At 65.2% G+C, this 23081-nt stretch carries 19 protein-coding genes; 6 read left to right on the plus strand and 13 right to left on the minus strand.

Features of this window, described 5'->3' with window-relative positions; translation table 11 throughout:
- Positions 1-187: 187 nt before the first annotated feature.
- The 7 genes from RBA40_RS23340 to RBA40_RS23370 all read right to left on the minus strand — a co-directional run bounded on the left by RBA40_RS23340 (position 188) and on the right by RBA40_RS23370 (position 5459).
- Entirely contained in the window at positions 188-892 is a 705-nt protein-coding gene (locus tag RBA40_RS23340) for a FadR/GntR family transcriptional regulator (protein WP_306650358.1), read from the minus strand.
- 243 nt (positions 893-1135) lie between these two features.
- Positions 1136-1504: a cache domain-containing protein gene (locus RBA40_RS23345; protein WP_306650360.1), complete on the minus strand. Its 369-nt coding sequence runs from the start codon at positions 1502-1504 to the stop codon at positions 1136-1138.
- 99 nt (positions 1505-1603) lie between these two features.
- Positions 1604-2986: an MBL fold metallo-hydrolase gene (locus RBA40_RS23350; RefSeq protein ID WP_306650362.1), complete on the minus strand. Its 1383-nt coding sequence runs from the start codon at positions 2984-2986 to the stop codon at positions 1604-1606.
- A gap of 12 nt (positions 2987-2998) precedes the next feature.
- Positions 2999-3502, minus strand: coding sequence for a flavin reductase family protein (locus RBA40_RS23355; protein WP_306650364.1), 504 nt, complete (start codon positions 3500-3502; stop codon positions 2999-3001).
- A gap of 85 nt (positions 3503-3587) precedes the next feature.
- Positions 3588-4328, minus strand: a complete 741-nt coding sequence (locus RBA40_RS23360; RefSeq protein WP_306650366.1) for a substrate-binding periplasmic protein — start codon at positions 4326-4328, stop codon at positions 3588-3590.
- Between the two features lie 37 nt (positions 4329-4365).
- Positions 4366-4584, minus strand: a complete 219-nt coding sequence (locus RBA40_RS23365) for a TOBE domain-containing protein (protein ID WP_054267531.1) — start codon at positions 4582-4584, stop codon at positions 4366-4368.
- A 47-nt stretch (positions 4585-4631) separates the two neighbouring features.
- Positions 4632-5459: a class II glutamine amidotransferase gene (locus RBA40_RS23370; protein WP_306650368.1), complete on the minus strand. Its 828-nt coding sequence runs from the start codon at positions 5457-5459 to the stop codon at positions 4632-4634.
- Between the two features lie 213 nt (positions 5460-5672).
- Between RBA40_RS23370 and RBA40_RS23375 the strand changes: the two genes are divergently transcribed.
- Together RBA40_RS23375 and tolA are read left to right on the plus strand one after the other, a co-directional pair.
- Positions 5673-6482 (plus strand): EAL domain-containing protein, encoded by an 810-nt coding sequence (locus RBA40_RS23375; protein WP_099880278.1) that lies wholly within the window; start codon positions 5673-5675, stop codon positions 6480-6482.
- A gap of 133 nt (positions 6483-6615) precedes the next feature.
- Entirely contained in the window at positions 6616-8406 is a 1791-nt protein-coding gene (gene tolA, locus RBA40_RS23380) for a cell envelope integrity protein TolA (RefSeq protein WP_306650370.1), read from the plus strand.
- Here the strand turns inward: tolA and RBA40_RS23385 are convergent.
- Positions 8403-10478, minus strand: coding sequence for a hybrid sensor histidine kinase/response regulator (locus tag RBA40_RS23385; RefSeq protein WP_306650372.1), 2076 nt, complete (start codon positions 10476-10478; stop codon positions 8403-8405). The two genes, tolA and RBA40_RS23385, sit on opposite strands and share 4 nt — an antisense overlap.
- Before the next feature lie 178 nt (positions 10479-10656).
- On the opposite strand from RBA40_RS23385, the gene RBA40_RS23390 reads away from it, so the two are divergent.
- The 4 genes from RBA40_RS23390 to RBA40_RS23405 all read left to right on the plus strand — a co-directional run bounded on the left by RBA40_RS23390 (position 10657) and on the right by RBA40_RS23405 (position 17420).
- On the plus strand, positions 10657-11763 hold the full coding sequence (locus RBA40_RS23390; protein WP_306650374.1) for a polysaccharide biosynthesis/export family protein: 1107 nt from the start codon (positions 10657-10659) through the stop codon (positions 11761-11763).
- A gap of 21 nt (positions 11764-11784) precedes the next feature.
- A complete protein-coding gene (locus RBA40_RS23395; RefSeq protein ID WP_306650376.1) occupies positions 11785-14064 on the plus strand; it encodes a polysaccharide biosynthesis tyrosine autokinase in 2280 nt (759 codons plus the stop codon).
- 238 nt (positions 14065-14302) lie between these two features.
- The gene (locus tag RBA40_RS23400) at positions 14303-16651 is read left to right on the plus strand and encodes a right-handed parallel beta-helix repeat-containing protein (protein ID WP_306650378.1); all 2349 of its coding nucleotides are present in this window, start codon (positions 14303-14305) and stop codon (positions 16649-16651) included.
- Positions 16652-16697: 46 nt separating this feature from the next.
- Entirely contained in the window at positions 16698-17420 is a 723-nt protein-coding gene (locus tag RBA40_RS23405) for a class I SAM-dependent methyltransferase (RefSeq protein ID WP_306650439.1), read from the plus strand.
- A 295-nt stretch (positions 17421-17715) separates the two neighbouring features.
- On the opposite strand, the gene RBA40_RS23410 is transcribed toward RBA40_RS23405, so the two are convergent.
- The 5 genes from RBA40_RS23410 to RBA40_RS23430 form a co-directional block, all read right to left on the minus strand.
- Positions 17716-18912 carry an acyltransferase family protein gene (locus RBA40_RS23410; RefSeq protein WP_306650380.1) on the minus strand — a complete coding sequence of 399 codons (1197 nt, stop codon included), beginning with the start codon at positions 18910-18912 and terminating at the stop codon, positions 17716-17718.
- 20 nt (positions 18913-18932) lie between these two features.
- Complete coding sequence (locus RBA40_RS23415) at positions 18933-19535, minus strand: membrane-associated phospholipid phosphatase (protein WP_306650382.1); 603 nt, start codon at positions 19533-19535, stop codon at positions 18933-18935.
- Positions 19532-20134 carry a sugar transferase gene (locus RBA40_RS23420; RefSeq protein ID WP_306650384.1) on the minus strand — a complete coding sequence of 201 codons (603 nt, stop codon included), beginning with the start codon at positions 20132-20134 and terminating at the stop codon, positions 19532-19534. The genes RBA40_RS23415 and RBA40_RS23420 overlap by 4 nt, the downstream gene beginning before the upstream one ends.
- A complete protein-coding gene (locus tag RBA40_RS23425) occupies positions 20131-21327 on the minus strand; it encodes a DegT/DnrJ/EryC1/StrS family aminotransferase (protein ID WP_306650386.1) in 1197 nt (398 codons plus the stop codon). Before RBA40_RS23425 ends, RBA40_RS23420 begins: the two co-directional genes overlap by 4 nt.
- Positions 21328-21837: 510 nt before the next feature.
- The gene (locus RBA40_RS23430) at positions 21838-23067 is read right to left on the minus strand and encodes a glycosyltransferase family 4 protein (RefSeq protein ID WP_306650388.1); all 1230 of its coding nucleotides are present in this window, start codon (positions 23065-23067) and stop codon (positions 21838-21840) included.
- Positions 23068-23081: the final 14 nt, after the last annotated feature.

Below are 23081 nucleotides of genomic sequence, written 5' to 3' on the forward strand. Positions count from 1 at the left end.
GGTCTCCTGCGGATTATTGTTGGCATTAGAAGCTCCCGGCCGTGGCGCGGAAGCTGGTCAGGACACCTCGCGTATCCTGTGCCACGGCGACGAAGGCGTGAGCCGGGGTCGACGTGGTCAATAATGGTGGTCCTGGTGGCGCGGCGTTCTTTGCGCCTGCTGCCTGCTGCTATGGATGGTTCTGTGCTTATCCTCGCGAAAAAGTGCGCGTCACGCGTTCCAGGTGGGCGCGCATGGCGGCGTGCGCGCCGGCCGGGTCGCGCGCCACGATGGCATCGAGGATGCGGCGGTGGTCCAGCAGCGTGGCCTGGCGCAGTTCTTCGGTCTGGAAATGTTCCTTGAGCTTGTGCCACAGGCGGCCGCGCTGCTTCCACAGATGGTCGACCGCGCCGACCATGGCGCTGTTGCCGGTGGCGCGGGCGATTGCCAGGTGGAAGTTGCGGTCGAGCTGTTCGTTGCTGCTGTAATTGTCGTGCTGGCGTTCCATGTCGACGACGGCGGTGCGGATGGCGTCGATGGCGCTGTCGCTGGCCATGCGGGCGGCGCTGGCGCACACCTCTGCTTCGACCAGGCGGCGCGCGGCCAGCACCTCGAATGGGCCGGGGCCGGCTTCGTCGAGTTCGGCGCGGGGTGGCTGGATACGGCTGACGTACACCCCGGAGCCGCCGCGCACGTCGACCACGCCGCGCAGTTCGAGGGCGATGAGGGCTTCGCGCAGGGAGGCGCGGCTGACTGCGAGGCGGGTAGCCATCTCGCGTTCGGGCGGCAGGCGTTCGCCGGCGCCGATTGCCTGGTCGCGGATCAGTTCCTCGATGCGACCAGCGACAATGCGGTACAGCCGCGGTTCGTGCGCGAGGAAGCTGTCGGGAGCAAGTGTGACGTTCTTGAGCATGGAGGCCTGCACATCTTTTGGTCAGGCCATTCTAAAGTGGTCTGACCAATCGCGCAAGGTGCTCATGCCAAAATAGTCGATTTGAGGTCGGAGCCGTCGTTCTCGCGCCAAGGCGGCACTCGGCGGGAACGACGGGGGCGAACTTTGCCTCACTTGCCCTTATAAATCCCCGCCTCAAGAATCACATCGCCGCTCTTAAGGAAATACGTCGATTTCTTCTCGATCTGGCCATTGGTCGGATTGTTATAGCGGTAATCGACCCAGCCCTTGCCGACCTTTTTGGGCCTGGTCGATGATGTCCTTGCGGAACAGCTTGCCGTCGGCGTCGGGCAGCACCACCATGTTCTTGCCGACCAGCTTGGGATTGGTCGGGTGCGCCAGCTGGGTGCCGTCGAGGGCGCGCATAGTCAGGTAGGTCGTCTCGTTGACGAACTCGGGATTCTTGCCGTTGATGGCGGCGATCAGCGCGTCCTTGCCGTTCTTTTGCAGGAAGACCACACCCTTGTCCACCATGGCGACCGCAGCGGCGGTAGTGTCGGCTGCCTGCGCGGCAAAGGACGTCGTGAGCGTGAACGCGGCGCCGGCAAGTACGGCCCTCATCATGGCTTTCATGGTCATCTCCCTGTTGATCGTCACCCGAAATGGGTAGCTGCTGGAGAAAATGTACCATGGGCCGCACTTGCTGCGAAGAAGTATTTACAGCGTTGTGGCTTACTTCGCCACGCGCCGCTGCATGGCGGCCAGGCGCCTTAGCAGCCGGCTTATCAGGCCGGCGGCCAGGTAGCGCAACGTGGCCAGCGGATGCTGCACGCCATAGCCCTGGCGGCCCAGGTTCTGCGGCATGAAAAAGCGGCTGAATCGCTGCACGGACCCGCTGTCGCTGGCCCGGAAACGGCCGTTGACGTGGGTCGTGTTGAAGCCGTATTCGTTGGCAAACAGGAACGCCGCGCTGGGCGAGGTCATTGAAATGTCCGCGAACTCGTCGTCGTGCAGGTCGGTGCAGCCGCGCAGGTAAGACACGCGGATGGTCATGGCGATGTCCGGAATGCGGATGACCAGCGGTTTGATCAGTCCCGCCAGTTCGAGCAGGCAGGGCAGCCCCAGCAGGTTGGCGTTGGCGCCCTTGCGGTATTTCTCGACGGCGGCGCGCACCTGGGCTGGCGTGGCGGGCGGCTCGGATGGCAGCAGGTCGCACGGCACGGCCAGCAGCCGCTCCCAGTGCTCGACGGCGGCGTCGCTGGCCCAGGCCAGGCTTTCGGCTGTGTCTACCCCCAGCGCGATAGTATCGCCCGGCTGCAGGAAGCGCACCGAGTCGGTGGCGCGCGAGAGGCGCGCCCACTGCGCTACGCGGCGCGGCGTGTTCTGGTGGTCGTTCATGTAGCAATTGTCGATGTGGGCGAAGGCGACGAAGGAAGCGAAGGGCACCGTGATCTTGGGCGTGAAGGCTTCGATCTGGAGCTTGATGCGGTGCAGCTTTTCGGCTGCGGCGGCGCAGCGCTGTTCGGCCTGGAACGGGTTGCCGACCCAGTTGGCGTAGCCGAACTGGGTGGTCAAGACATCGACCCGGTCGCACAGCAGCGCGATGCTGGACTTCACCAGCGCGCACTGGGCGGCGCTGGACAGGGCGCAGTCGTTCAGGTTGAGCAGGTGGCGCCCGCCTGAACTGACCAGGCAGTACGAATCGCCGTCGGCGTGGGGAAACACGGTGATGCGCATGTCGGCATCGAGCGCGACCGGCACGCCGGGCAGGCATTCGATGACATCGAAGCCGTTGCTGCGCAAGAAGTTGACCACGCGCTTGTCCTTGGTTTGCTGGAACAGCATGGTCACCTTGCCGGCAAAGTCGCGCCGCAGCCGCTTGACGAAGGGCACCGAAAAATGGTCGGGATGCTCGTGCGAAAACCAGATGAAGGTGTTGCGCTTGAGCGCGGCGATGTCCCTGATCAGCGCCGCGTTCGAGGTGCTGGTGTCGAGCAGGCTCCAGCCGTTGTTGAAGACCGGCCCCTCGACCCAGGGATCGGCCAGCAGCACGGTGTTGTCGTTGGCGAGGTGGAAGCAGGCGTGGTTGACAAAGGTTAGCAGGTTATGGCTCATGGCGGCACCCGGTCAGCTGATGGCGATAAACCGGCCGCGGTGAAACCCGAGCGACCGGTGCGGATGAAACTGGCAGCGCTCGACCGCGCCGACGAAAATGACATGGTCGCCCTCGACATAGCGGCTGCGCGGGCGGCACTCGAAGGCGGCAACAGTACCGGTCAGCACAGGCATGCCTTGCGGCGAGAGCGTGAAAGCGACCGTGTCGAAGCGGTCGTCGCCGGATCGGGCGAAGCGTTGCGCCAGATCGGCTTGGTTGTCGGCCAGCACGTTGATGACGTAGCCGGCGGCCGCCTCGAACGCGGCCATGCTGCTGGCCGTGTGCGCCAGGCTCCACAACACCAGCGGCGGATCGAGCGACACCGAATTGAAGGAGTTGATGGTCACGCCCACCAGGCGGCCGCCGGGCAGGGCGGCGGTGACGATGGTCACGCCGGTGGCGAACTGCGACAGCGCCTGGCGGAAATGCTGGCTGTCGAAAGCGGTTGACGGAACACTTGGAGAAAGGGAAGGCATGGCTGGCCTGCGCGTGATGGACGTCAGGTCATACTAAATGCGGTCGGGTGCGCGGCTTTGATCCCGCACAAGCGGCCTGAACGGTTCAGTTGGCGGGCTGGTAGCTCTCCAGAATGGCTTGCATTTTGCCATTCTTGCGTAGCGCCAGCAGGGCGCGGTTTACTTGCGCCAGGGTCAGCTTGCCGTTGGGAGGCAGCGCGCAGTACGTGTCAAAATGTTCGACAGTGAGTGCCGTGCGGCTCAGACGCACGCGCTCGGCGTGGGCGCGCCGCTGGTAATCGTAATACAGGGAATTGGTGAGCATGTAATCGAAGCGGCGGCGCAGCAGCTTGCGCAGGTTCAGGTCGTCGCTGGCGGTGTCGTCGCGCACGAATTGCCGGCCCAGTTCGCGTTCCAGGGCGGGATAGCGGTAGCCGGTGATGGTGCCGGTGCGCGCGCCGGCCAGTTCGCGCAGGGTGGCCAGGGGCGGAGTGTCAACGCGGCCGACAATGATCTGCTTGTTGGAAAAGACGGTGTCCGACCACTGCCAGCGCTTGCCGTCGAGCCATTCGGGACGCAGGTCGCACAGCAGGTCCACCGTGCCGTTTTCCAGCGCAGATTCAACCCGCTTGCGCGGCAAGGTCAGGTAGCGCGGGCGCACGTTCAGTTCATGCGCCAGCGCATCGCCGACATCCTTGAGCAGGCCGCCGGTCAGTTCGTCGCGGTGGAAGCGGGTCATGGGCATGGCGCTGCCGGTCGAGACGCCGAACACGAGGTCGGCGCCACGCGCGGGCAGCACCAGGGCACAGGAAAACAGGGATGACAGCAGCAGGAAGCCAATCTTCATGCCGCCATCATACCTTGCCGTGGCGGGCGGGGGCGGCCTACTGAATCTTGGCGATGGAGACCTCCGTCGATTTGACCAGGGCGATGACTTCGCTGCCGACCTTCAGGTCCAGATCCTGGATCGAACGGCTTGTGATGACCGAGGTGACGATGCCGTGCGCCGTTTCGACATCGACTTCCGATACCACCGGGCCGGCGATGATTTCCTTGATCTTGCCCCTGAACTGATTGCGTACATTGATTTCCGAGATAGCCATGCTGTTCCTTTACGTTGGTGGGAGGAGGATGATTCAGTAACTGATGGTTAATAACTCATGAGCAGGCGCAGCGGTTTGCTGCCGCTGTCGCTGCCGGGCCCGGGGTGGACCGCCTGCGGCGCGCCCCCGGAAAACAGTTTCAGTTCGCCCGGCTCGAAACGGTGCCATTGCTCGCCCGTGGTCAGGGGCAGGGTGGCGATCACGACGATCTGGTCATCCAGATGGTTATGCTGGCGAAAATCGATCCGCAGGTCGCAATCGACCAGGCTGGCGCTGGCGAACGGGTAGGCCCGCACCACGTAATGGAGCTGGGTCGAGCAGTGGGCCAGCAGAAAGTCGCCGTTCGAGACGATGAAATTGAAGGTACCGTGGCGCGCGATCACCGCCGCCATGGTCTGCACCGCTGCGAACAGGGCCGCGCGCGAGGGCGGCTGCACCGGAAAACGGCGCCGCAGGCCGGCCAGCAGGTAGCAAAAGGCGCGCTCGCTGTCGGTTTCGCCGGCCGGCACGAAATGCGGATCGGGCGCCGGGCGGAAGGTGCTCAGGTTGCCGTTGTGGGCGAACGACCAGGTCGTGCCCCACAGCACGCGGGTGAAGGGATGGCTGTTCTGCGGCGCCACCTCGCCCTCGGTCGCCTTGCGGATATGCGCCACCACGTTTTTGGCCTTGACCGGATTGTGCTTGAGGGCGTGCGCCAGCGGCGAATCGATGGACGGGCGGTCGTCGATGATCAGGCGGCAGCCGGCCGGCTCGTGGAAGGCGATGCCCCAGCCGTCGCGATGCCCGCCGGTTCGCCCGCCGCGCTCGCTGAAACCGGCGAAGCTGAAGTTCAGCGCCGCTGGCTTGCTGCTGTTCATTCCGAGTAATTCACACATGGGCGTCGATTCCTTTTTTGCATCTGTCGCCCTCAGCGTAGTCCGGCCCAGCGCATCTGCAAACGAATGATTTCGCGTTTCGATAGATGCATTTTGCGCATAAGAACCCGGGAGCGATATGCGCGGCCCGCATATCGATTGGCGAAACGATTCCTTCGCCGGCGAACGGCGCAAGGCTAGACTTTCCGCTTTATACCGATAGCGAGACATGCAATGCCTTTCCCCACCTTGAACACGTACCTGGCCCATTTGTCCGACCCCAACCGTCCGGCCAGCAGCGTGTGGCTGGACTCGGCGGGCCGCGCCCAGGGCAAGTATTTCAACTGCACCATCACCAGTGCCTTCCAGCCCATCCGCGCGCTCGGCAGCAGCCGCATCGTGGCCTACGAAGGGCTGGCGCGCAGTGCTTCGGCGGGCGATGCCGGACTGTCGCTGTGGAAACTGCTCGACCATGCGGCCAGCGACGACGAGTCGATCGAGCTCGACCGGCTGTGCCGCATGCTGCATGCGATCAATTTCTTCCGCCAGGACGAGGCAGGGCAGAGCGACCTGTATCTGAACGTGCACGACCGGCTTCTCAGCGCTGTCAGCAGCAACCATGGGCATGCCTTCAAGCGCATTCTCGACGCGCTCGATTTGCCGCTCGGCCGCATCGTGCTGCAACTGCCCACGACCACGCCGCAGCAGGGATGGCTGCTGAACTACGTGGCCGACAATTACCGGCGCAACGGCTTCCGGCTGGCGCTCAATGCGGCCTCGGTGGCGCAGGCGCAGGCGATGGTTGCCGAGCAGCGGCCGCACGCGATCAAGCTCGATGCGCGCTATCTGTCGGGCGGCGTCTCGCTTGCGCCACTGCTGGACGCGGCCCGGGCGGCCGGGGTGAAGCTGATTTTCAAGCGGGTCGAAACGGCGCCGGCGATTGATTCTGCCGAGGACATTGCCGGTTTGCCGCTGTACGCACAAGGCTATTACCTCGACCAGCCGCAGGCGGCCCTGGTCACCGAAGCGGCGCTCGCTGCCTGACCCCGGGGTGCACGGGACGCAAGGTTATTCCTCAGCAAAAGGGGCTTTTCGCTTAGAATTCGGGGGCTATTAACGAATTTTAGGCAGGGGCAGGTATGGCATCAGCGGCGATTTGGCGTAACGATATGGTCGCATGCGTCCTGGCGCGGTAGGGCAGCGCCGTGCGCCGCGCGACCAGGGCAAGCGCCGCCTGGCCGGCGCCGTGCTTGTTTCGCTGCTGGTGCATGGACTGATCCTGTCGCTTCAGTTCGGCATTCCGGCGCTCGGCTTGCCCGGTTCGGCGACGCCGATCGAGGTGCGCCTGGCTGATGTGGCCACACCGCCCGCGCCGATGCCGCCGGCACCGGTCGCACCTGCGGTCCCGATTCCGCCATTGCCGCTTCCCGACGCCGTGACGCCGCCAGCGCCGGCAACCGGCATGCGCCTGGTCGATCCGGCGCCGGCGCCCGCACCGGCCCCCGTTCCCGCTCCCGTCACCCCGCGCCTGGCCGTGAAGAAGGACAAGCCGCGCAAGGCTAAACGCATCAGTCCGCCTTTGCCGGCCAGCGACGCGCTGGCGATGGATACCCGCGTCATCGCCCAGGATGTGATCGTGAACGATTTTTCCGTGCCGATGCCGCGCCCGGAAGAGGCCGAGCAGAAAACCATCGATCTCAAGGAAGCCCAGCACGGCACCGACGATGGCACCGAAGCGACCAGTGCCGCCGAGGTCGCAGAGGCGGCCCGCGCGGCCCAACTGGCCGAGATCCGGCGCCAGGAGGAGCAAGCCGAGCGGCTGGCGGCGCAGCGCAAGCTGGAAGAGGACGAGAAGGAGCGCAAGCTGGCCGAGTTGCAGGTACGCCAGCAGCAGGAAAAAGCGGCGGCCGAGGCTTCTGAGGAGCAGGAAAAGCAGGCGCGGCTGGCGCAGCAGGCGCGGGTGGAGGCGGACGCGGCGCTCATGGTCGAACAGCAGAAGGCGGAACAGGTGGCCACCCAGCAGAAGCTGGAGCAGCAGACGGCCGATCAGCTGCGCGCGGAACAGGCGAAGGCGGACCGTCAGAAAGCCAATCAGCTGGCCGCCCAGCAACTGGCTGCCCAGAAACTGGCGGAGCAGCAGGCGGCGCAGAAACTGGCCGAGCAGCTGGCAGCACAAAAACTGGCCGAGCAACAAGCTGCGCAAAAGCTGGCGGAACAGCAGGCAGCACAAAAACTGGCGGAGCAGCAGGCGGCACAGAAACTGGCAGAGCAGCAAGCCGCACAGAAGCTGGCAGAACAGCAGGCCGCACAGAAACTGGCCGAGCAAGCCGCTCAGAAACAAGCCGCGCAAGCAGCCCAGGCCGCTCAACAAGCCGCGCAAGCAGCGCAGGCCGCCCAGCAAGCCGCGTTGCAACGCGGACGCGACGGCGGCGGCAGTCAGGCCGCCAACACGCCGCCGGGCGGCACCGCGGCGGGCGCCGGCAGCGGCGCGGGCGGCAAAATCATCGTTCCCAAGAACCTGCTGGGCAGCGACCTGTCGAACCGCGCGCGAGAAATGGTCAAGGGTCTCGATATCCTCTCCGGCACGCCGCCACCGCCACTGCGCGACGAGCGCCGTGTCGCCGTCGGCGCGGCCGAACGCGATGTGCCGCTGCGCATGTACGTGGAAAGCTGGCGCCAGAAGATCCAGCGCAATGGCAGTGCGAATTATCCACGCGATTGGGCCGGCGTCGAGCATACCCACGCACTGGTCAACGTGGCGGTGCGCAGCGACGGCACGGTGCAGGACGTGACGATCCTGCGTTCGAGCGGCCGCGCCGACATGGATGAAGCGGTGCTGCGCATCGTGCGCGTCAACGCGCGCTACTCGCCGTTCCCGCCAAATATCGCCTCGCGCTACGACGTGATCGACATCCGCCGCGTATGGCAGTTCGGCGAGAACCTCAAGCTGATGGAAGAACTGCGCTAGCCTTTGCGGCTGGCCACCAGGCCGGCCAGCAGCCGTTCGACCACTTCCAGGTTGGCCGGTTTGATGAGGTGATGGTCGAAGCCTGCTTCCTTGCTGCGCGCGCGATCGTTATCGTCGCCCCAGCCGGTCAGCGCTACCAGCACCACCGGTTCCAGGTGCGCCATGGTGCGCAGCGTTCGCGCGACTTCATAGCCATTCATGCCGGGCATGCCGATATCGAGAAAAACCACCTCGGGCCGGAACTGTTCGGCCAGCGCCAATGCGCGCGGGCCGTCGTTGGCGACGCGGCTGGTGTGGCCGATGATGTCCATCAGCTCCGAGAGCATGTCGGCGGCGTCGACATTGTCGTCGACCACCAGCACGCGCAGGCTGTTTGAGCGCGTATCGGCGATCGAGCCGGCGCCGGGCGCCTGCGCCCCCACTTCGGGCGCGAGCGGCAGGCGGATGTCGAAGCGGCTGCCGCTGACCGTCTCGTCGCGTACCAGGTCGATCGTGCCGCCATGGAGTTCCACCAGCCGCCGCGCCAGCGACAAGCCGATTCCGAGTCCGCCCTGGGCGCGGTCGAGCGAGGCGCCCACTTGCGAAAACATGTCGAACACCGTCAGCGCCGATTCGGGCGGGATGCCGATGCCGGTATCGCGCACCGACAGCACCGCCTGCGCGCCATCGCGCCACGCCACCACCGTGATGCGCCCGCCGGCCGGCGTGTACTTGGCGGCGTTATTGAGCACATTGCCGATCACCTGGGCGATGCGGGTCGGGTCGGCGTCGAGCATGAGCGACTCGGACGCGACGTCGACCGTCAGCGCGTGGCGGTTGGCGTCGATCAGCGGCATGGACGTTTCGACGGCGCTGGCGATCAATTCGCGCAGCTCGACGCGCACCGGCTTGAGTTCCAGGTTGCCGCGCGTGATGCGGGCGATGTCGAGCAGGTCGTTGACCAGGGTGACCATCTGCGTGACCTGGCGTTCCATCATGTCGCGCACGCGTGCCACGGTGGCCTGGTCATGCTCGGCCATGCGCATCACCTGCAAGCCATTGCGGATCGGGGCGAGCGGATTGCGCAGTTCGTGCGCGAGGATGGCCAGAAATTCGGTCTTGCGGCGGTCGGCCTCGCGCAGCGCCTCGGTGGCGCGTACCCGTTCGATGTGGGCCCACGAGCGTTCGACGGTCTGTTCGACCAGCGCCACTTCGGCATCGGTCCACTGGCGCGGACGGTCCTGGTGCACCGCCATCATCGCCACCAGCTTGCCTTCCTTGACCAGCGGGCAGCAGATGATGGCACGGCAAGCGATGGCGTTGAACATCGCGCCGCCGCCGGCTTCGTCCAGTTCGCGGTCGACGTCGCAGATGCGCAGGGTGCGGCCTTCGCGCATGTCGCTGGCGGCGCGCGCACCGAACAGGTCGAGCGAGTAGGCCCCGACGGTGCTCATGGCGCCGGGCGCGGTCCAGTCGTGGCGGATGGTGAAACGGTCGTTGTCGCCTTCCACGTCGGCGTAAGGACAGCGCGTGACGCCGAGGTGCTGGCCGAGCAGGCGCGTGGTGACATCCATGATGGTCTTGGGGTCGTCCGCGTTGCGGGTGGGTTGGCTCATGGCGTCGAGCAGGCGCAGGCGCTCTTCGACCCGTTTGCGCTCGTCGATGTCGATATGGATGCCGACCCACTCGGTGATGGCGCCGGCGGTGTCGAAAATCGGCACCGCGCGCGCATTCATGTAGCGGTACTGGCCGTCGGCGCGGCGCAGGCGGTGTTCGATCTGGTACATGCTGCTGGCGTCGAGCGCGGCGCGCCAGGCGGCGGCCGTGCGGTCGCGGTCGTCGGGATGGATGGCGTCGAGCCACCCCCAGCCGCCGAGCTGATCGCTGGACTGCCCGGTATATATAGTCCAACTCGGTTGGGCTCCCTCAAGACGACCGGCCGCCGAGGCCAGCCACATGATGGTGCTGCTGGCCTGCACCAGCGAGCGGTAGCGCGCCTCGCTGGAGCGCAGTTCATCGGCGGCCTGGCGGACGGCCATCGGTTCGGCGGCGCCGGACGGGCTCGGGTCAGACGGGGGCAAGGCTTGGGACATGGGTCGTTTTGTACGGAGATGAAATCGGTCGCATTTAACCATGAGCTTGCCAGAAAAAGGTTTTTCCTGTCGCCACTGCTGTAAAAAAATGCTCGCAGCCGGGGTTTGATGTGCAGCAAGACCCGGCCGGGTGCGCTCACTTACTCTGAACTGGACAATGTTTATTTTGATAAGCACCATGAAAACACACAAATCCTTCCTGAAAACGCTGCCAGCCCTGCTTTTGCTGGCCAGCCTGGCCGGCTGCGCCGGCTTCCGCATCACCGGCGACCCGCGTTCGGGCATCGCCAGCGAGCCGGCGCCGCCCACCCAGTTGATCAGCGCGCAGCTGATCGAAGCCGAGAAAGCCTTGCGCGCCCGGCGCAGCAGCGACAGCGTGTCCCACCTGATCGTGCGCAATGCGCCGCCGTACGCCATCGGCCGCGGCGACATCCTGTCGATCGTGGTGTGGGACCATCCGGAACTGGCGGGCCAGGGCGTGGCCGCCTCGGCCACGGCGGCCGATGCCCAGAGCCCGAGCGCGCCGCCGGCCGGCTTCGTGGTGGACCACGACGGGCGGGTGCAGTTCCCGTTCGCCGGTGCGCTCACCCTGGCCGGGCTGACCGAGGATGAGGCGCGCGCGCTGCTGACCAAGCGCCTGGCGCGCTACATCACCAATCCGCTGGTGACCTTGCGCGTGCAATCCTACCGCAGCAAGCGCGTGTATATCGATGGCGAGGTGCGCTTGCCGGGCTTGCAGTCGATTAACGATATTCCCATGACCCTGGTCGAGGCGCTCAACCGCGCCGGGGGCATGCTGCCCAGCGCCGACCAGAGCCGCATCGTGCTGGAGCGCGGCGATGCACGCTACCAGGTCGGCTTGCGTGGCCTGGTGGCGCGCGGCATCAATCCGGGCAGCATCCTGCTGGCGCCCGGCGACGTGGTGCGCGTCCATTCGCGCGACGAGAGCAAGGTGTTCGTCTCGGGCGAGGTGGTCACGCCCAAGGCGCTGACCATGCACGACGGCCGCCTGACCCTGAACGAAGCGCTGGGCGAGTCGGGCGGCATCAGTCCCATCAGCGGCGATGCGCGCCAGATCTATGTGATCCGCAGGGCGGTGGACGGCACCCGCGTCTACCAGCTCGACGCGCGGCGCGCCGGCGCGCTGGCGCTGGCCGAAGCCTTCGAGCTCGAACCGCGCGATCTGATCTATGTGGCTGCCTCTCCGCTGGCCAACTGGTACCGCAGCGTCAGCATGCTATTCCCGGGCGCGCTGACGCAAGTGGTCAATATCAGCCGCCCCTGAACCCGCTTCAAGGACCTTGCCATGAACCATGCCGACCAACCTCAACCGCTGTCACCTTCCCCCAATACCCTGCCCATGCCCATGCCCAGCCTGCCGCCAGCCGCGCCGCCCGGGCGCGAGGCGGAGCCGCACGAGATCGACTTGCAGGGCTACGTGAATATCCTGTACGACAGCCGCTGGCTGATCGGCGGGGTCACCGCGCTGGTGACCTTGCTGGCGATTATCTATGCGCTCGTCGTCAGCCCGGTGTACGAAGCGAACCTGATGATCCACGTCGAGGAAGAAAGCCCGAATGCATCGAAGAATATCCTCAGCGAAGTATCGTCCCTGTTTGAAACGAAGAAGGCGGCGATTGCCGAAATGGAGCTGCTGCGCTCGCGCATGGTGATTTCGCATGCGGTCGACAACTTGCAGCTGTTTATCAATGTGCGGCCCAAGTATTTCCCGGTGGTTGGATTCTGGTTTGCCAATCGCAAGTCGAACGACTTGTCCGAACCCGGCATTTTCGGGCGCGGCGGCTATGTATGGGGGCCGGAGAAGGCCGAGGTGTCGGTATTCGAGGTCCCGGAAGCGTGGTACAACCGCGAATTCACGCTGACCGCGCGTGGCAACGGGCGCTACCACCTGTCCGGCGGCCCTCTGGCAACGGCCTATGAAGGTATCGTCGGCACCACGCTCAGGACCAAGGCCGGGGGCGCCAGTCTGGAGTTGCGGGTGGACCGGCTGCGCGCGCAGCCGGGCGCCCAGTTCCGTCTGATGCGCAGCTCGCGCCTGGCGGCGATCGAGCGGATCCAGACGGCGCTGGTGATTACCGAGCAGGGCAAGCAGTCGGGCATCATCGAAGTGCGGCTGCAGGGCGAGGATGCGCAGCGCATCAACAGCCTGCTGGGCGAAATCGGGCGCGAGTACATGCGCCAGAACCTGGCGCGCAAGACCGAGGAGGCCGAAAAATCGCTGGCTTTCCTGAACCTGCAGTTGCCCACGCTGAAACGCCAGCTGGAAGAGTCCGAGGAAAAGTACAATGGTTTTCGTAACAGCAAGGGCAGTATCGACATGCGCGAGGAAGCACGCATCAGCCTGCAGCAGGCCGCCGCGGCGCAGACCAGGCGCCTTGAACTGGAGCAGCGCAAGACCGCCTTGCTGACCCGCTTCACCGAGAACCATCCGATCATCGTGGGCATCAACCAGCAACGGCGCGAGGTGGAAGCCGAGATTGCGGAAGTGGCCAGGCGCATCCGCACCCTGCCGGTGCTGGAGCAGGACGAATCGCGCCTGCTGCGCGAAATCAAGGTCAATACCGACCTGTACACGGCACTGTCGAACACGGCCCAGCAACTGCGCCTGATTTCCGTGGGCCGGGTCAGCAACGTGCGCCTGATCGACGCACCGATGGCGCCGGAACGCGCGCTCAAGCCGAACCGGCCGCTGATCGTGGCGCTGGCGCTGGTGACCGGCCTGTTTCTGGGCGTGATGCTGGCGTTTGCGCGCAAGGCGTTTTTCGGCGGCATCGACAATCCGCAGCACATCGAAACGCTGCTGGGCGCGCGGATCGTGTATGCCAGCATTCCTCACAGCACGCATCAGGAGCGCCTGCTGCGCGGGGCCCGTGGCGGCACCGTGCTGCCGATCCTGGCGCAAGTGGCGCCGGAAGATATCGCCGTCGAGAGCTTGCGCAGTTTTCGCGCGGCACTCACATACGCGATGCCTTCCCTCAAGAACAACATCGTGATGCTGGCCGGGCCGGGCCGGAACCTTGGCAAGTCGTTTCTGTCTGTTAATTTCGCTGCCGTGATGGCGGCCAGCGGCAAGCGCGTGCTGCTGATCGACGCCGATTTGCGCAACGGCCACCTGCACCGCTATTTCGGCGTCAGCCGCGAGCAGGGTCTGACCAAGGCGATTGCCGGTTCGTTGCCCTTGGACCAGGTGATTCACCAGGGCGTGCTGGAGAACCTCGACTTCATCCCCACCGGCGCATTGCCGCCGAACCGTTCGGAGTTCCTGCAGCACTTGAATTTTTCAAATTTGCTCGACGTGGTCAGCAGCCGGTACGACATCGTGCTGATCGATACGCCGCCGATCCTGGCGGTGTCGGATGCGCTCATTATCGGCGCGCATGCGGGGGCCGTGTTCATCCTTGCGCGCGCCGGGGTGACGACCGAGGGCGAGATCACCGAATCGATCAAGCGCCTGAACCATGCCGGCATTGCACCGCAGGGCGTGCTGTTCAATGACATGGCCTTGCGTGTCGGCAGTTATGCGTATCAGTTCAAATACACCCACGCGCCCCAGTTGGAGCACTGAGTTGCCGTAGGGATAGTGGATTGCGCTGGCTCCTTCCTGCCAACTTAACAAGTCTTCTCTTTAAAAAACGCGACATGCCGGTGCCGGCGTGTCGCGTTTTTTCTCGTTTATATTCCCCAAAGGAAAATTCATTTGATCATTTGATTACTCAGGTAAATTTACCTGGGTAAACACTGAACCTAAACATTTGACGCAGATCAAACCTTATTCATTTACTTGATTGAATGAGGAACTTTTGATGAATAAGCTATCCAGTTTTGCGTCTGATTTCCGCTTCAACGCCAGCATCTGCGGCGGCGTTGCCGTGCTGCTCTCCGCTTGCGGCGGCAGCATCGGCAACAACGGCAACCATGCGACCCCGGCTCCGCAGTTTGCCGCCGTTACCTACAATGGCGCGCTGGCGCCGCTCGACCTGTACGTCTCGCCCAGCGGCGCCGACAGCAACGCGGGCACCCAGGCCGCGCCGTTCAAGACCATCGCCCGCGCCGCCCAGGCGGCAACGCCGGGCGTCACCATTCGCGTGCTGCCGGGGACCTACCCCGGGGGCTTTCGCACCACTGCCAGCGGCACGGCCGAAGCGCATATCCGCTATGTGTCCGAAGTGAAATGGGGCGCCAGAATCGTTCCTCCGGCCAGCTCGACCACCACCTCGGCCTGGGACAACCGCGGCAGCTACGTGGAGATCGACGGCTTCGAGGTTGACGGCAGCGCCACCCAGGCCGGCACCAAATGGCTGCTCGGCCTGTACACCGCCGGCTCCTATAGCACTGTGCGCAACAATCACGTGCATCACATCGCGCGCACGGTCGCGTGCGCCGGCAGCGGCGGCGGCATCGGCTCGGACAGCTATTACAAGGGCACCGCCAACGATGTCAGCGCGAATGTCGTGCACGACGTCGGGCCGGCCGGCTGCCCCACTTATCTCGGCATCTTTATCAACACGGCTGGCAGCCGGGTGGACAACAACCTGGTGTACGCCATCAGCGATGCCGGCATCCGCATGTGGCATGACGCCACGCAGGGAATCGTGGTCAACAACACCGTGTTTAACGCCAGCACGGGGATTGTGATCAGCGGCGACGGCGGCTACAACGGCAGCGTGCCCAACGACAATACCCGGGTCAGCAATAATATTCTTTACGACAATGCTCGCTATGGCTTGCTGGAAGTCGGGTCGACGGGCGTCAACAATCGCTACAGCAACAATCTGATTTTCCGTAACGGCACGCCGGTGATGCTGAACAACGGCCTGCAGCCGGTCGGCACCGTGGCGGCCGAACCGCAGTTCGTCAACTACGTGCGCACGGGCGGCGGGGATTACCGTCCGGCCGGCACATCGCCGGCCAAGGGCGCCGCACTGGTGGCGGACGCGCCGGCCATCGACCTTGACGGCAAGCCGCGCACGGCGGAAACCGGCATCGATATCGGCGCCTATCAGCATATGGGAGGGACCACGCCGACACCCACACCAACGCCAACGCCAACCCCGACACCAACCCCGACACCAACCCCGACGCCGACACCTGAGCCCACCACGCCACCGACCACGTACAACTATTACGTGGCAACCACCGGCTCGGATACCGCCGCCGGCACCAAGGCCGCGCCTTTCAAGACGATCGCACGGGCTTCGCGCGCCGCGTTGCCCAGCACGACGATCCATGTGGCCGCTGGCACCTATCCGGGCGGCTTCAAGACCACGGTCAGCGGTACCGCGGCCGGGCGTATCTATTACGTGTCAACCACCAAATGGGGTGCGAAAATCGTACCTCCGGCAAGCTCGTCGAACGATACCGCGTGGGACAACCGTGGAAACTATACCGACATCATCGGTTTCCACATCGATGGCACCACCTCGCAGAGTGGCACAAAGTGGACCCATGGCATCTACAACGGCGGTTCCTACGACATGACGCGCGGTAACTGGGTTCACCATATTGCCAAGAACGTCCCCTGCACAAGCGCGGGCGGCTCGGGCATTGGGGTGGACAGCTACTACCGCGGCATCAAGTCCGATGTGGTGGGCAACCTCGTTCATGATATTGGACCGGCCGGCTGCCGATTCGTTCAGGGGATTTACGTCAGCACCTCGGGAACCGTTAAAAATAATGTGGTGTACCGGGTTGCCGAAGGGGCGATTCACCTCTGGCATGACGCGAACAATGTGATCATCACCAACAACACGGTGACCGCATCGCACACCGGCATCATTGTCGGCGGTGGCGACTATTACCACACCACCGGCCCCAACAATGACACCATCGTCGCCAACAACATCGTGTACGACAATGCGATGGGAATTTCGGAGCAGGGCCAGACCGGCACGCGCAACCGCTACACGAATAACCTCGTGTTCAATAACACGACGTACAACTTCAGCCTGAAGAACGGATTGACGCACAGCGGCACCATCAGTGCCGACCCGCAATTTGTCGCCTATACGCGCACCGGTACGCCGGACCTGCATCTGCGGCCTACCTCGCCCGCCATTGGAAAAGGCACGCCCACCAACGCGCCGCCCACCGATTTCGACGGCAAGCCGCGCAATGCAAGCACCGGCTTTGACATGGGGGCATACCAGCACTGACCGGCTTGTGGTCGGCGTCAAGGAGGCCCATGCCATCGTGGCTAAGATGGTGGACATGGACCCTCTTGACGATCACTCCTCAGAACAGGAACGTATCCGTTCCGTCTACCGCGACTGGCTGGCGGACGAGCGTATTTCCGCGTACGCCTGGCACCGGGAGGACGTCATGGAACAGGACGCGGCGCGGCGGCGCGTGGCCGGCGCCTTGCTCGCACGCACGCTGGGGCCGGAACTGGGCAAGCTGCGCGTGGTCGATGTCGGTTGCGGCTCGGGCGGCTTCCTGCGTCAACTGATCGACTGGGGCGCCGACCCCTGCAGGCTGGCAGGCACAGAGTACCAGGAACAGCGGCTGGTACTGGCGCGCATGCGCAGCGCGCCCGGAATCCGCTGGCACCTTGGCGACCTCGACTTTGCAGAGCCGGGCAGCTTCGACCTGGCCGTTGCCAATGCCGTCTTTTCATCCATCCTCGCCCCGGACCTCAGGGCGGCGCTGGCGCGTGACATGTGGCGCAGCGTGGCACCAGGCGGCTGGTGCATGCTGTTCGACTTCCGCTACAACAATCCACGCAACCCCAACGTGCGCCGCGTGACGCGCGACGAATTGCGCCGGATGTGGCCGGCGGCGGAAAGTCACTATCGCAGCCTGCTGCTGGCGCCGCCCATCGCGCGGCGGCTGCTGGGCGCGCCGCGCATCGTGGCCGAACTGCTTGCCACGCTGGCGCCGCCGCTGCGCTCGCACTTCATCTACATGGCGCGCAAGCCGGCCTGACGATATCCTGTCCGTCCGACCCTGCGCCCGTCCTGTCGGCATGCGCGACGTTGCCGCAGAGCCGATCATGCTCATCAGTCGAATTTCCTCATTCGCCGTGACGACGGCCCCAGTCAACTGCATCAGCGACATGTGCCACATGCGCCGCATGCGCGGGCGGTGCCGCGTCCCCGGGCCTCGCAGCGTTCCGGGCCCGTGCCGCGTCCCCAAGGCGCCGGCAGGCGTCGCGCCGCTCGGCATCGCACATCATGCAGATCGGCCGGCCGGGTTGCATCGTCAAGAGACGACCTGGCGTTCACTGCTTCGCTGGCGCCGTTTTCTGCGCTACGGTCTCCTTTCCCATCAACAGGTTCTTCACCCAGCGCCGTACGGCATATGTACGCGCCTCGAACATCAGATAAAAGCCGTACGAAGAGACAAGTACCACGGCAAGCATGGCGAGGTAAACGCCCAGATCGGCCAGACTGTTCGCCCCCATTTGCCGGCAACCGAACACGGTCATGCCAACGTAGCCAATGATGCCCAGTACCGGCACGTGCACCACATACAGCGTGAACGAAAAATTAGAGAAAAACACGGCCACCCGATGCAGCGGGACGACGAATTTTTGCGCCCTGGGAAGCGGGGTCACCGTACTCGACAGAAACAGCAGGAACAAGACGCTCAGCAGCAAATCCTGCGGGTACGACGCGAACACCATGTCGTCATTGCTGCCTTTTAACCTGAAGACCACCGATGCGATCGCCAGCACCACCAGCATCATCATGCGCAAGGGCGCACCGCACTCCACCCGCACGCGCGAAAACGCTGCGCCGAGCAGCCAGATCGTAAAATACAGCACCATCTCGACAGGCAACAGCGCGCCCACTAACAGCAAGGCGCTTGCCGCCAGTGCCCGCCGCACGCCCGAACTGGCCGCCACGCACATCAGCAGCAGCGGAAACATCACGTAGTACCATGTTTCGTTCGACAGGCTCCAGAGCGGGAAGTTCCCTCCGAATTCAGGAACGACGATGGTTTGCAGTCCGACCAGATTGCCGGCCAGCGCGGCCACCGAATAGTCGTTGCCCGGCGAAAAGTCGGGCGCACGCGGATCGATCACGCCGCTGGCGATGCCGGTGGCAAGAATGAGCACAAACGTTGGCAGCAGCACCGTCCACAGGCGCGTGATGCGGTCGATCGCATACAGCCTGATGGCTTGAGGCTGGCCCAGCTTGTTGAGCAGGCTGCCCCCGACCAGCCAGCCGCTGATCAGGAAAAACACGACCACGGCCTGGTGCGCGAAGCCGGTCAGGAAAGCCAGGCCCTGGTACCACAAGGCCGGATTTTCCAGGGTGCGCAGGCCGGGAAAAAATTCGCTGCGCAGGTGGGCGGCCGCCACCTGGATGGCCGCCAGGCCGCGCAACAGCGAAATGAGCAAGGAATGCCAGGAATCTTCCCCCAACTGGCTTTCCTTCAAGAAGCGGATGCTGGGCATCGGATGCGAGTTCATGGTGCGGTATCCCGGTTGAATTAGTCGATTGAGAGCGGATAAAGGCGCGCGTTACCGGACAGCAGGCGCGCGGCGCGAATCATCCAGTAGCCGAGGTGGGCGAACTTCATCAGCCATGCCGCAGCGAGCAGGGTCGGCACGGCCCACAGCAGGCCGTGCAGCGGCAGGGCGGGCACGCTGGCGGCGCCCAGCCGGATGCTGGCGAGGCTGGCCGCCGCGCCCAGCACCCACCCAGCCACGGCTTCGGCCAGGCTGTGCTGCCCGTCGGCGACCAGCAGCACGCCGACCAGTCCGCCCAGGGCCAGGCCGAGCGCGACCCCGGCGCGTCGCCAGCCTTCGGCGCAGCCATGCAGGAGCATCCAGAACAGCATCGGAAAGAGGGCGCTCGCCCCGGCCGCATGGCCGCTGAGCGCCTTGAAGCCGAGTGACGGCACACCGCCTCCCCAGCCGAGAAACAAGATCTTGCTCGCAGCGACCAGTCCCAACGCGACGCACAGCAGCACGCCCCAGCACAGTGCCATGCGCCAGGCGCGGGCAGCCAGCAGCCAGGCGAACAGGGCGGCGCCGAGCGCGATGGCCAGGCGCGGATCGCCAAGGTGCAGCAGGGGCGTGAGCATGTTCATGACAGTCGCTGGCGCGTCAGCGCGGCCAGGGTGCTGAAAATGATGCGCAGGTCGGTCCAGAAACCGCGCTCGCGCACATAGCGCACGTTGTAGTCGAGCTTGGCAGGGAGGATGACGTCCAGGTAAGCCCGTTCGGGGTCGGCGCTGCGTCCGAGGATGGCGTTCTCGTCCTTGTAGCAGATGGACGCCCAGTCCGTGATGCCAGGCTTGACCGAGAGCACGATGGCGCGCACCTCGGCCGGATAGCAGGCGACATAGCGCGGCACTTCGGGACGCGGTCCGACCAGGCTCATGCTGCCCAGGACCACATTGATCAGCTGCGGCAATTCGTCGATCTTGTAGCGGCGCAAAAACTTGCCGATGCGGGTAATGCGCGCATCCGCGCCGACGGTGAGCCGGGGGCCGTGGCCGCTGTCGACGCGCATGGTCCGAAATTTGATGATATCGAACGGCACGCCGAAACGTCCGACGCGTTGTTGACGGAACCAAGCCGGCCCTGGCGAGTCCAATCGAATACAGATGGCGATGACGGCAAACAGCGGGGCCAGCACCACCAGCCCGGCCAGCGCCGCCACGATGTCGAAAAGGCGCTTGCTCATGTCAGTAACTCGCGCAGGGTGTCGATGATGCGCTGCTGGTCGGCGTCGCTCATGCGTGTGTACAGGGGCAGGGACAGCATGCAGGCGAAGCTGGCCTCCGCCACGGGGAATTGTTCCGGGCTCAGGCGGCAACTGTCGCGCCAGAACGGATGGCGGTGCAGTGGAATGAAGTGCACGCTGGTACCGATGCCGCGCTCGGCGAGGCGGGCGATCAGTTCGTCGCGGCCGAACCGGGCGCCAGCTTCCAGCCGCACCACGTACAGATGCCAGGCGTGGCTGCTGCCCGCGCCGGGCACGCAGGGCAGGCGCAGCGGCAAGCCTTGCAGGCCGATGGCGTAGGCCTGCGCCAGTTCCTGGCGGCGCAGCAGGAAGCGGTCGATCTTGCGCAACTGCTCGATGCCCATGGCGGAGGCGAGATCGGTCAGGTTGTACTTGAAGCCGGCGGCCACCACGTCGTAGAACCAGGCCGGTGTGCGCGAGGTGTAGCGGTCGAAGGCGTCCTGGCTGATGCCGTGGATGCGCATCAGCCGCACGCGCCGCGCCAGAGTGGCGTCGCGGGTGACCACCATGCCGCCTTCGCCAGTGGTCATGGTCTTGTTGGCGTAGAAACTGAATACGGTGGCGTCGCTCGCCAGGGTGCCGACCAGCCGGCCCTTGTAGTGCGTCGGGAAGGCGTGCGCGGCGTCTTCCACGACTTTGAGCTGGTAAGCACGAGCCAGGGCCAGCACGGCGTCCATGTCGCATGCCAGGCCGGCGTAATGCACGGGGATGATGGCGCGCGTGCGTGGCCCAATGGCGGCCTCGACCGCTGCCAGGTCGAGATTGAGGGTATCCGGGTCGGCGTCGACCAGGACGGGGTGCGCGCCGAGGTAGTGCACGACTTCGGCGGTGGCGGTAAAGGTCAGGGTTGGCACGATGACTTCATCGCCAGGGCCGATGCCGAGCGCTTCAAGCGCCAGGTGCAGGCCGGCGGTGGCGGAGTTGACCGAGATCGCTTCCACGCCGTCGCCGAGGTAGGCGGCGAAGTCGTGCTCGAACTGGCGCGTGCGCGGTCCGGTCGTGACCCAGCCCGAGCGCAGGCACTCGACCACGGCGGCGATTTCCTCGTCGCCGATGTCGGGCAGGGCGAAAGGCAGGAAGGGAGGTGCAACGGGCAGGGCCGGGCCCGGCTTGGGTGTCAGGTCTTCAGGCATGATGGGTGCTCCGTGAAGTTGGTGTTCGCGTCCGGGTGTTCCGCACGCCGATGCGTTGCTTGCCCGGCCCTGCAGCGCCGTAGGCAGATCGTTCAGGAAGGAGGGTAGGCGTCGCTGTCTTCATGGGAAGGAGGGCAGGCGTGGCTGTCTTCACAGGAAGGACGGCAATCATGGCTGTTGATAGGGCATCACTCGCCGCTCGATGGATGTCGCGAAACGGTGCACGCGGCCTTTGCCGACGCAGCGCACTGACCGCCGACGCCGACGCCGACGCCGCCGCGCCGAGGCGGCCCTCGGAGGGGCGGCACGTTGGCTTGACAGCCGCCGACGCAACGGCGCACGGCGCATCGTCGCGGTGACTCGCCGGGACTGCTCCTGCTGGCAACGTTGCCTCTGCCTGGGGTATCAGGGACCGGACCGGCGCTGCCGGCGGGTTGAAGCAGCCGCGCCGGCCCGCACCGGACATGGCAGCGCCGTCTTGTGATCGCCGCTGGGAATGAACGGTAGCCATCATGCGCACGCCTGCAAGAAACGCCGCCCCAGCACCGGGTAGCTCAGGTTGGCCATGGCGTAGGCGCGGCCGCGTTGTCCGGCCGCTTCGCGCTCGTACGGGTCGAGCGTGAACAGGGCCAGCAGACCGTGCGCCACGGCGGCGGGGTCCTGCGGGGCAACGGTCAGGCCGCAACGGGCGTCGGCCACCGGATCGTTGCCCGCCTCGACCGAATGCAGGATGGGCCGGCCAGCCATCATGTAGTCGATCAGTTTGTTGGGCGCGATGCCATACCGGTACAGGCGCTGTCGCTGCCAGCCGATGTAGGCGACGTCGAAGCAGGCCAGCAAGGCCGGCACCTGTTCCTTGGGTACCGGATCGAGAAAATGTACATGGTGCAGGCCGCGTTCGCGCGCCAGATGCGCCAGCCGGGGCTTGTCAGGACCGCCACCGGCCAGTACGAAGGCGATGCGCTGGTCAGCCACCAGGGCGGCGGCGTCGAGCAGGGTATCGAGGGCGTTGGCGACGCCATGCGTGCCGGCATAGCCGACGATGAACTTGCCCTCGTGCCGCAAGGCCGCCAGAACGGTGCCGGCCTGCCCCGAAAGGGCCGGCGGCTCGGCCAGCCATTCGGCCGGGTCGGCGCCGTTGGGCACGATATGCAGTTTATGCGGGGCCATGCCGTGCGCTTCCAGATGATCGCGCACCTTGGGCAGGATCGATACGATGGCGCAGGCGTTGCGGCAAGCATAGTTTTCTGCCGCCTGCAGCAACATGATGAAAGGATGCCAGCGCGAATAGCCGCCCAGTTCGATGGGCGAGAGCGGCCACAGGTCGTGCAGCTCGAACAGCAGACGCGCGCCGGCCAGCCGGGCGATGCGGTGCGCCGGCCAGATGTCGAGCGGGTAGGTACTTGAGGCAATGACGACGTCGGGCGCAAACTCGGCGGCGAGCTGGCGCGCGTGCCGTTGCAGGTGGGCGACGAAGGCAAGCATATTGACCACGCGCGCCGCGCCGTTGCCGCGGTAGGCGGGCGTGGCGATCCAGCGATAGCTGACGCCGTCGATGGTTTCGTCCAGCCGGGGCTGGCCATGCAGCTGCGGCGCCTGGGCCCGGATGTGCGACTGGGACGAGGCGATGATGCGCACCGTGTGGCCCAGCCGTACCCATTCGCGCGCCAGGTAGAAGGGGCGGTATTCCATGCCGTGCCGCAGGGAGCCGGCATAGTGGTTGATGAGGAGAATGTTCATGCCGGAACCTCCCG

This window comes from Massilia pseudoviolaceinigra (genome assembly GCF_030846505.1).
In the GTDB taxonomy this organism is placed as follows: domain Bacteria; phylum Pseudomonadota; class Gammaproteobacteria; order Burkholderiales; family Burkholderiaceae_D; genus Telluria_A; species Telluria_A violaceinigra.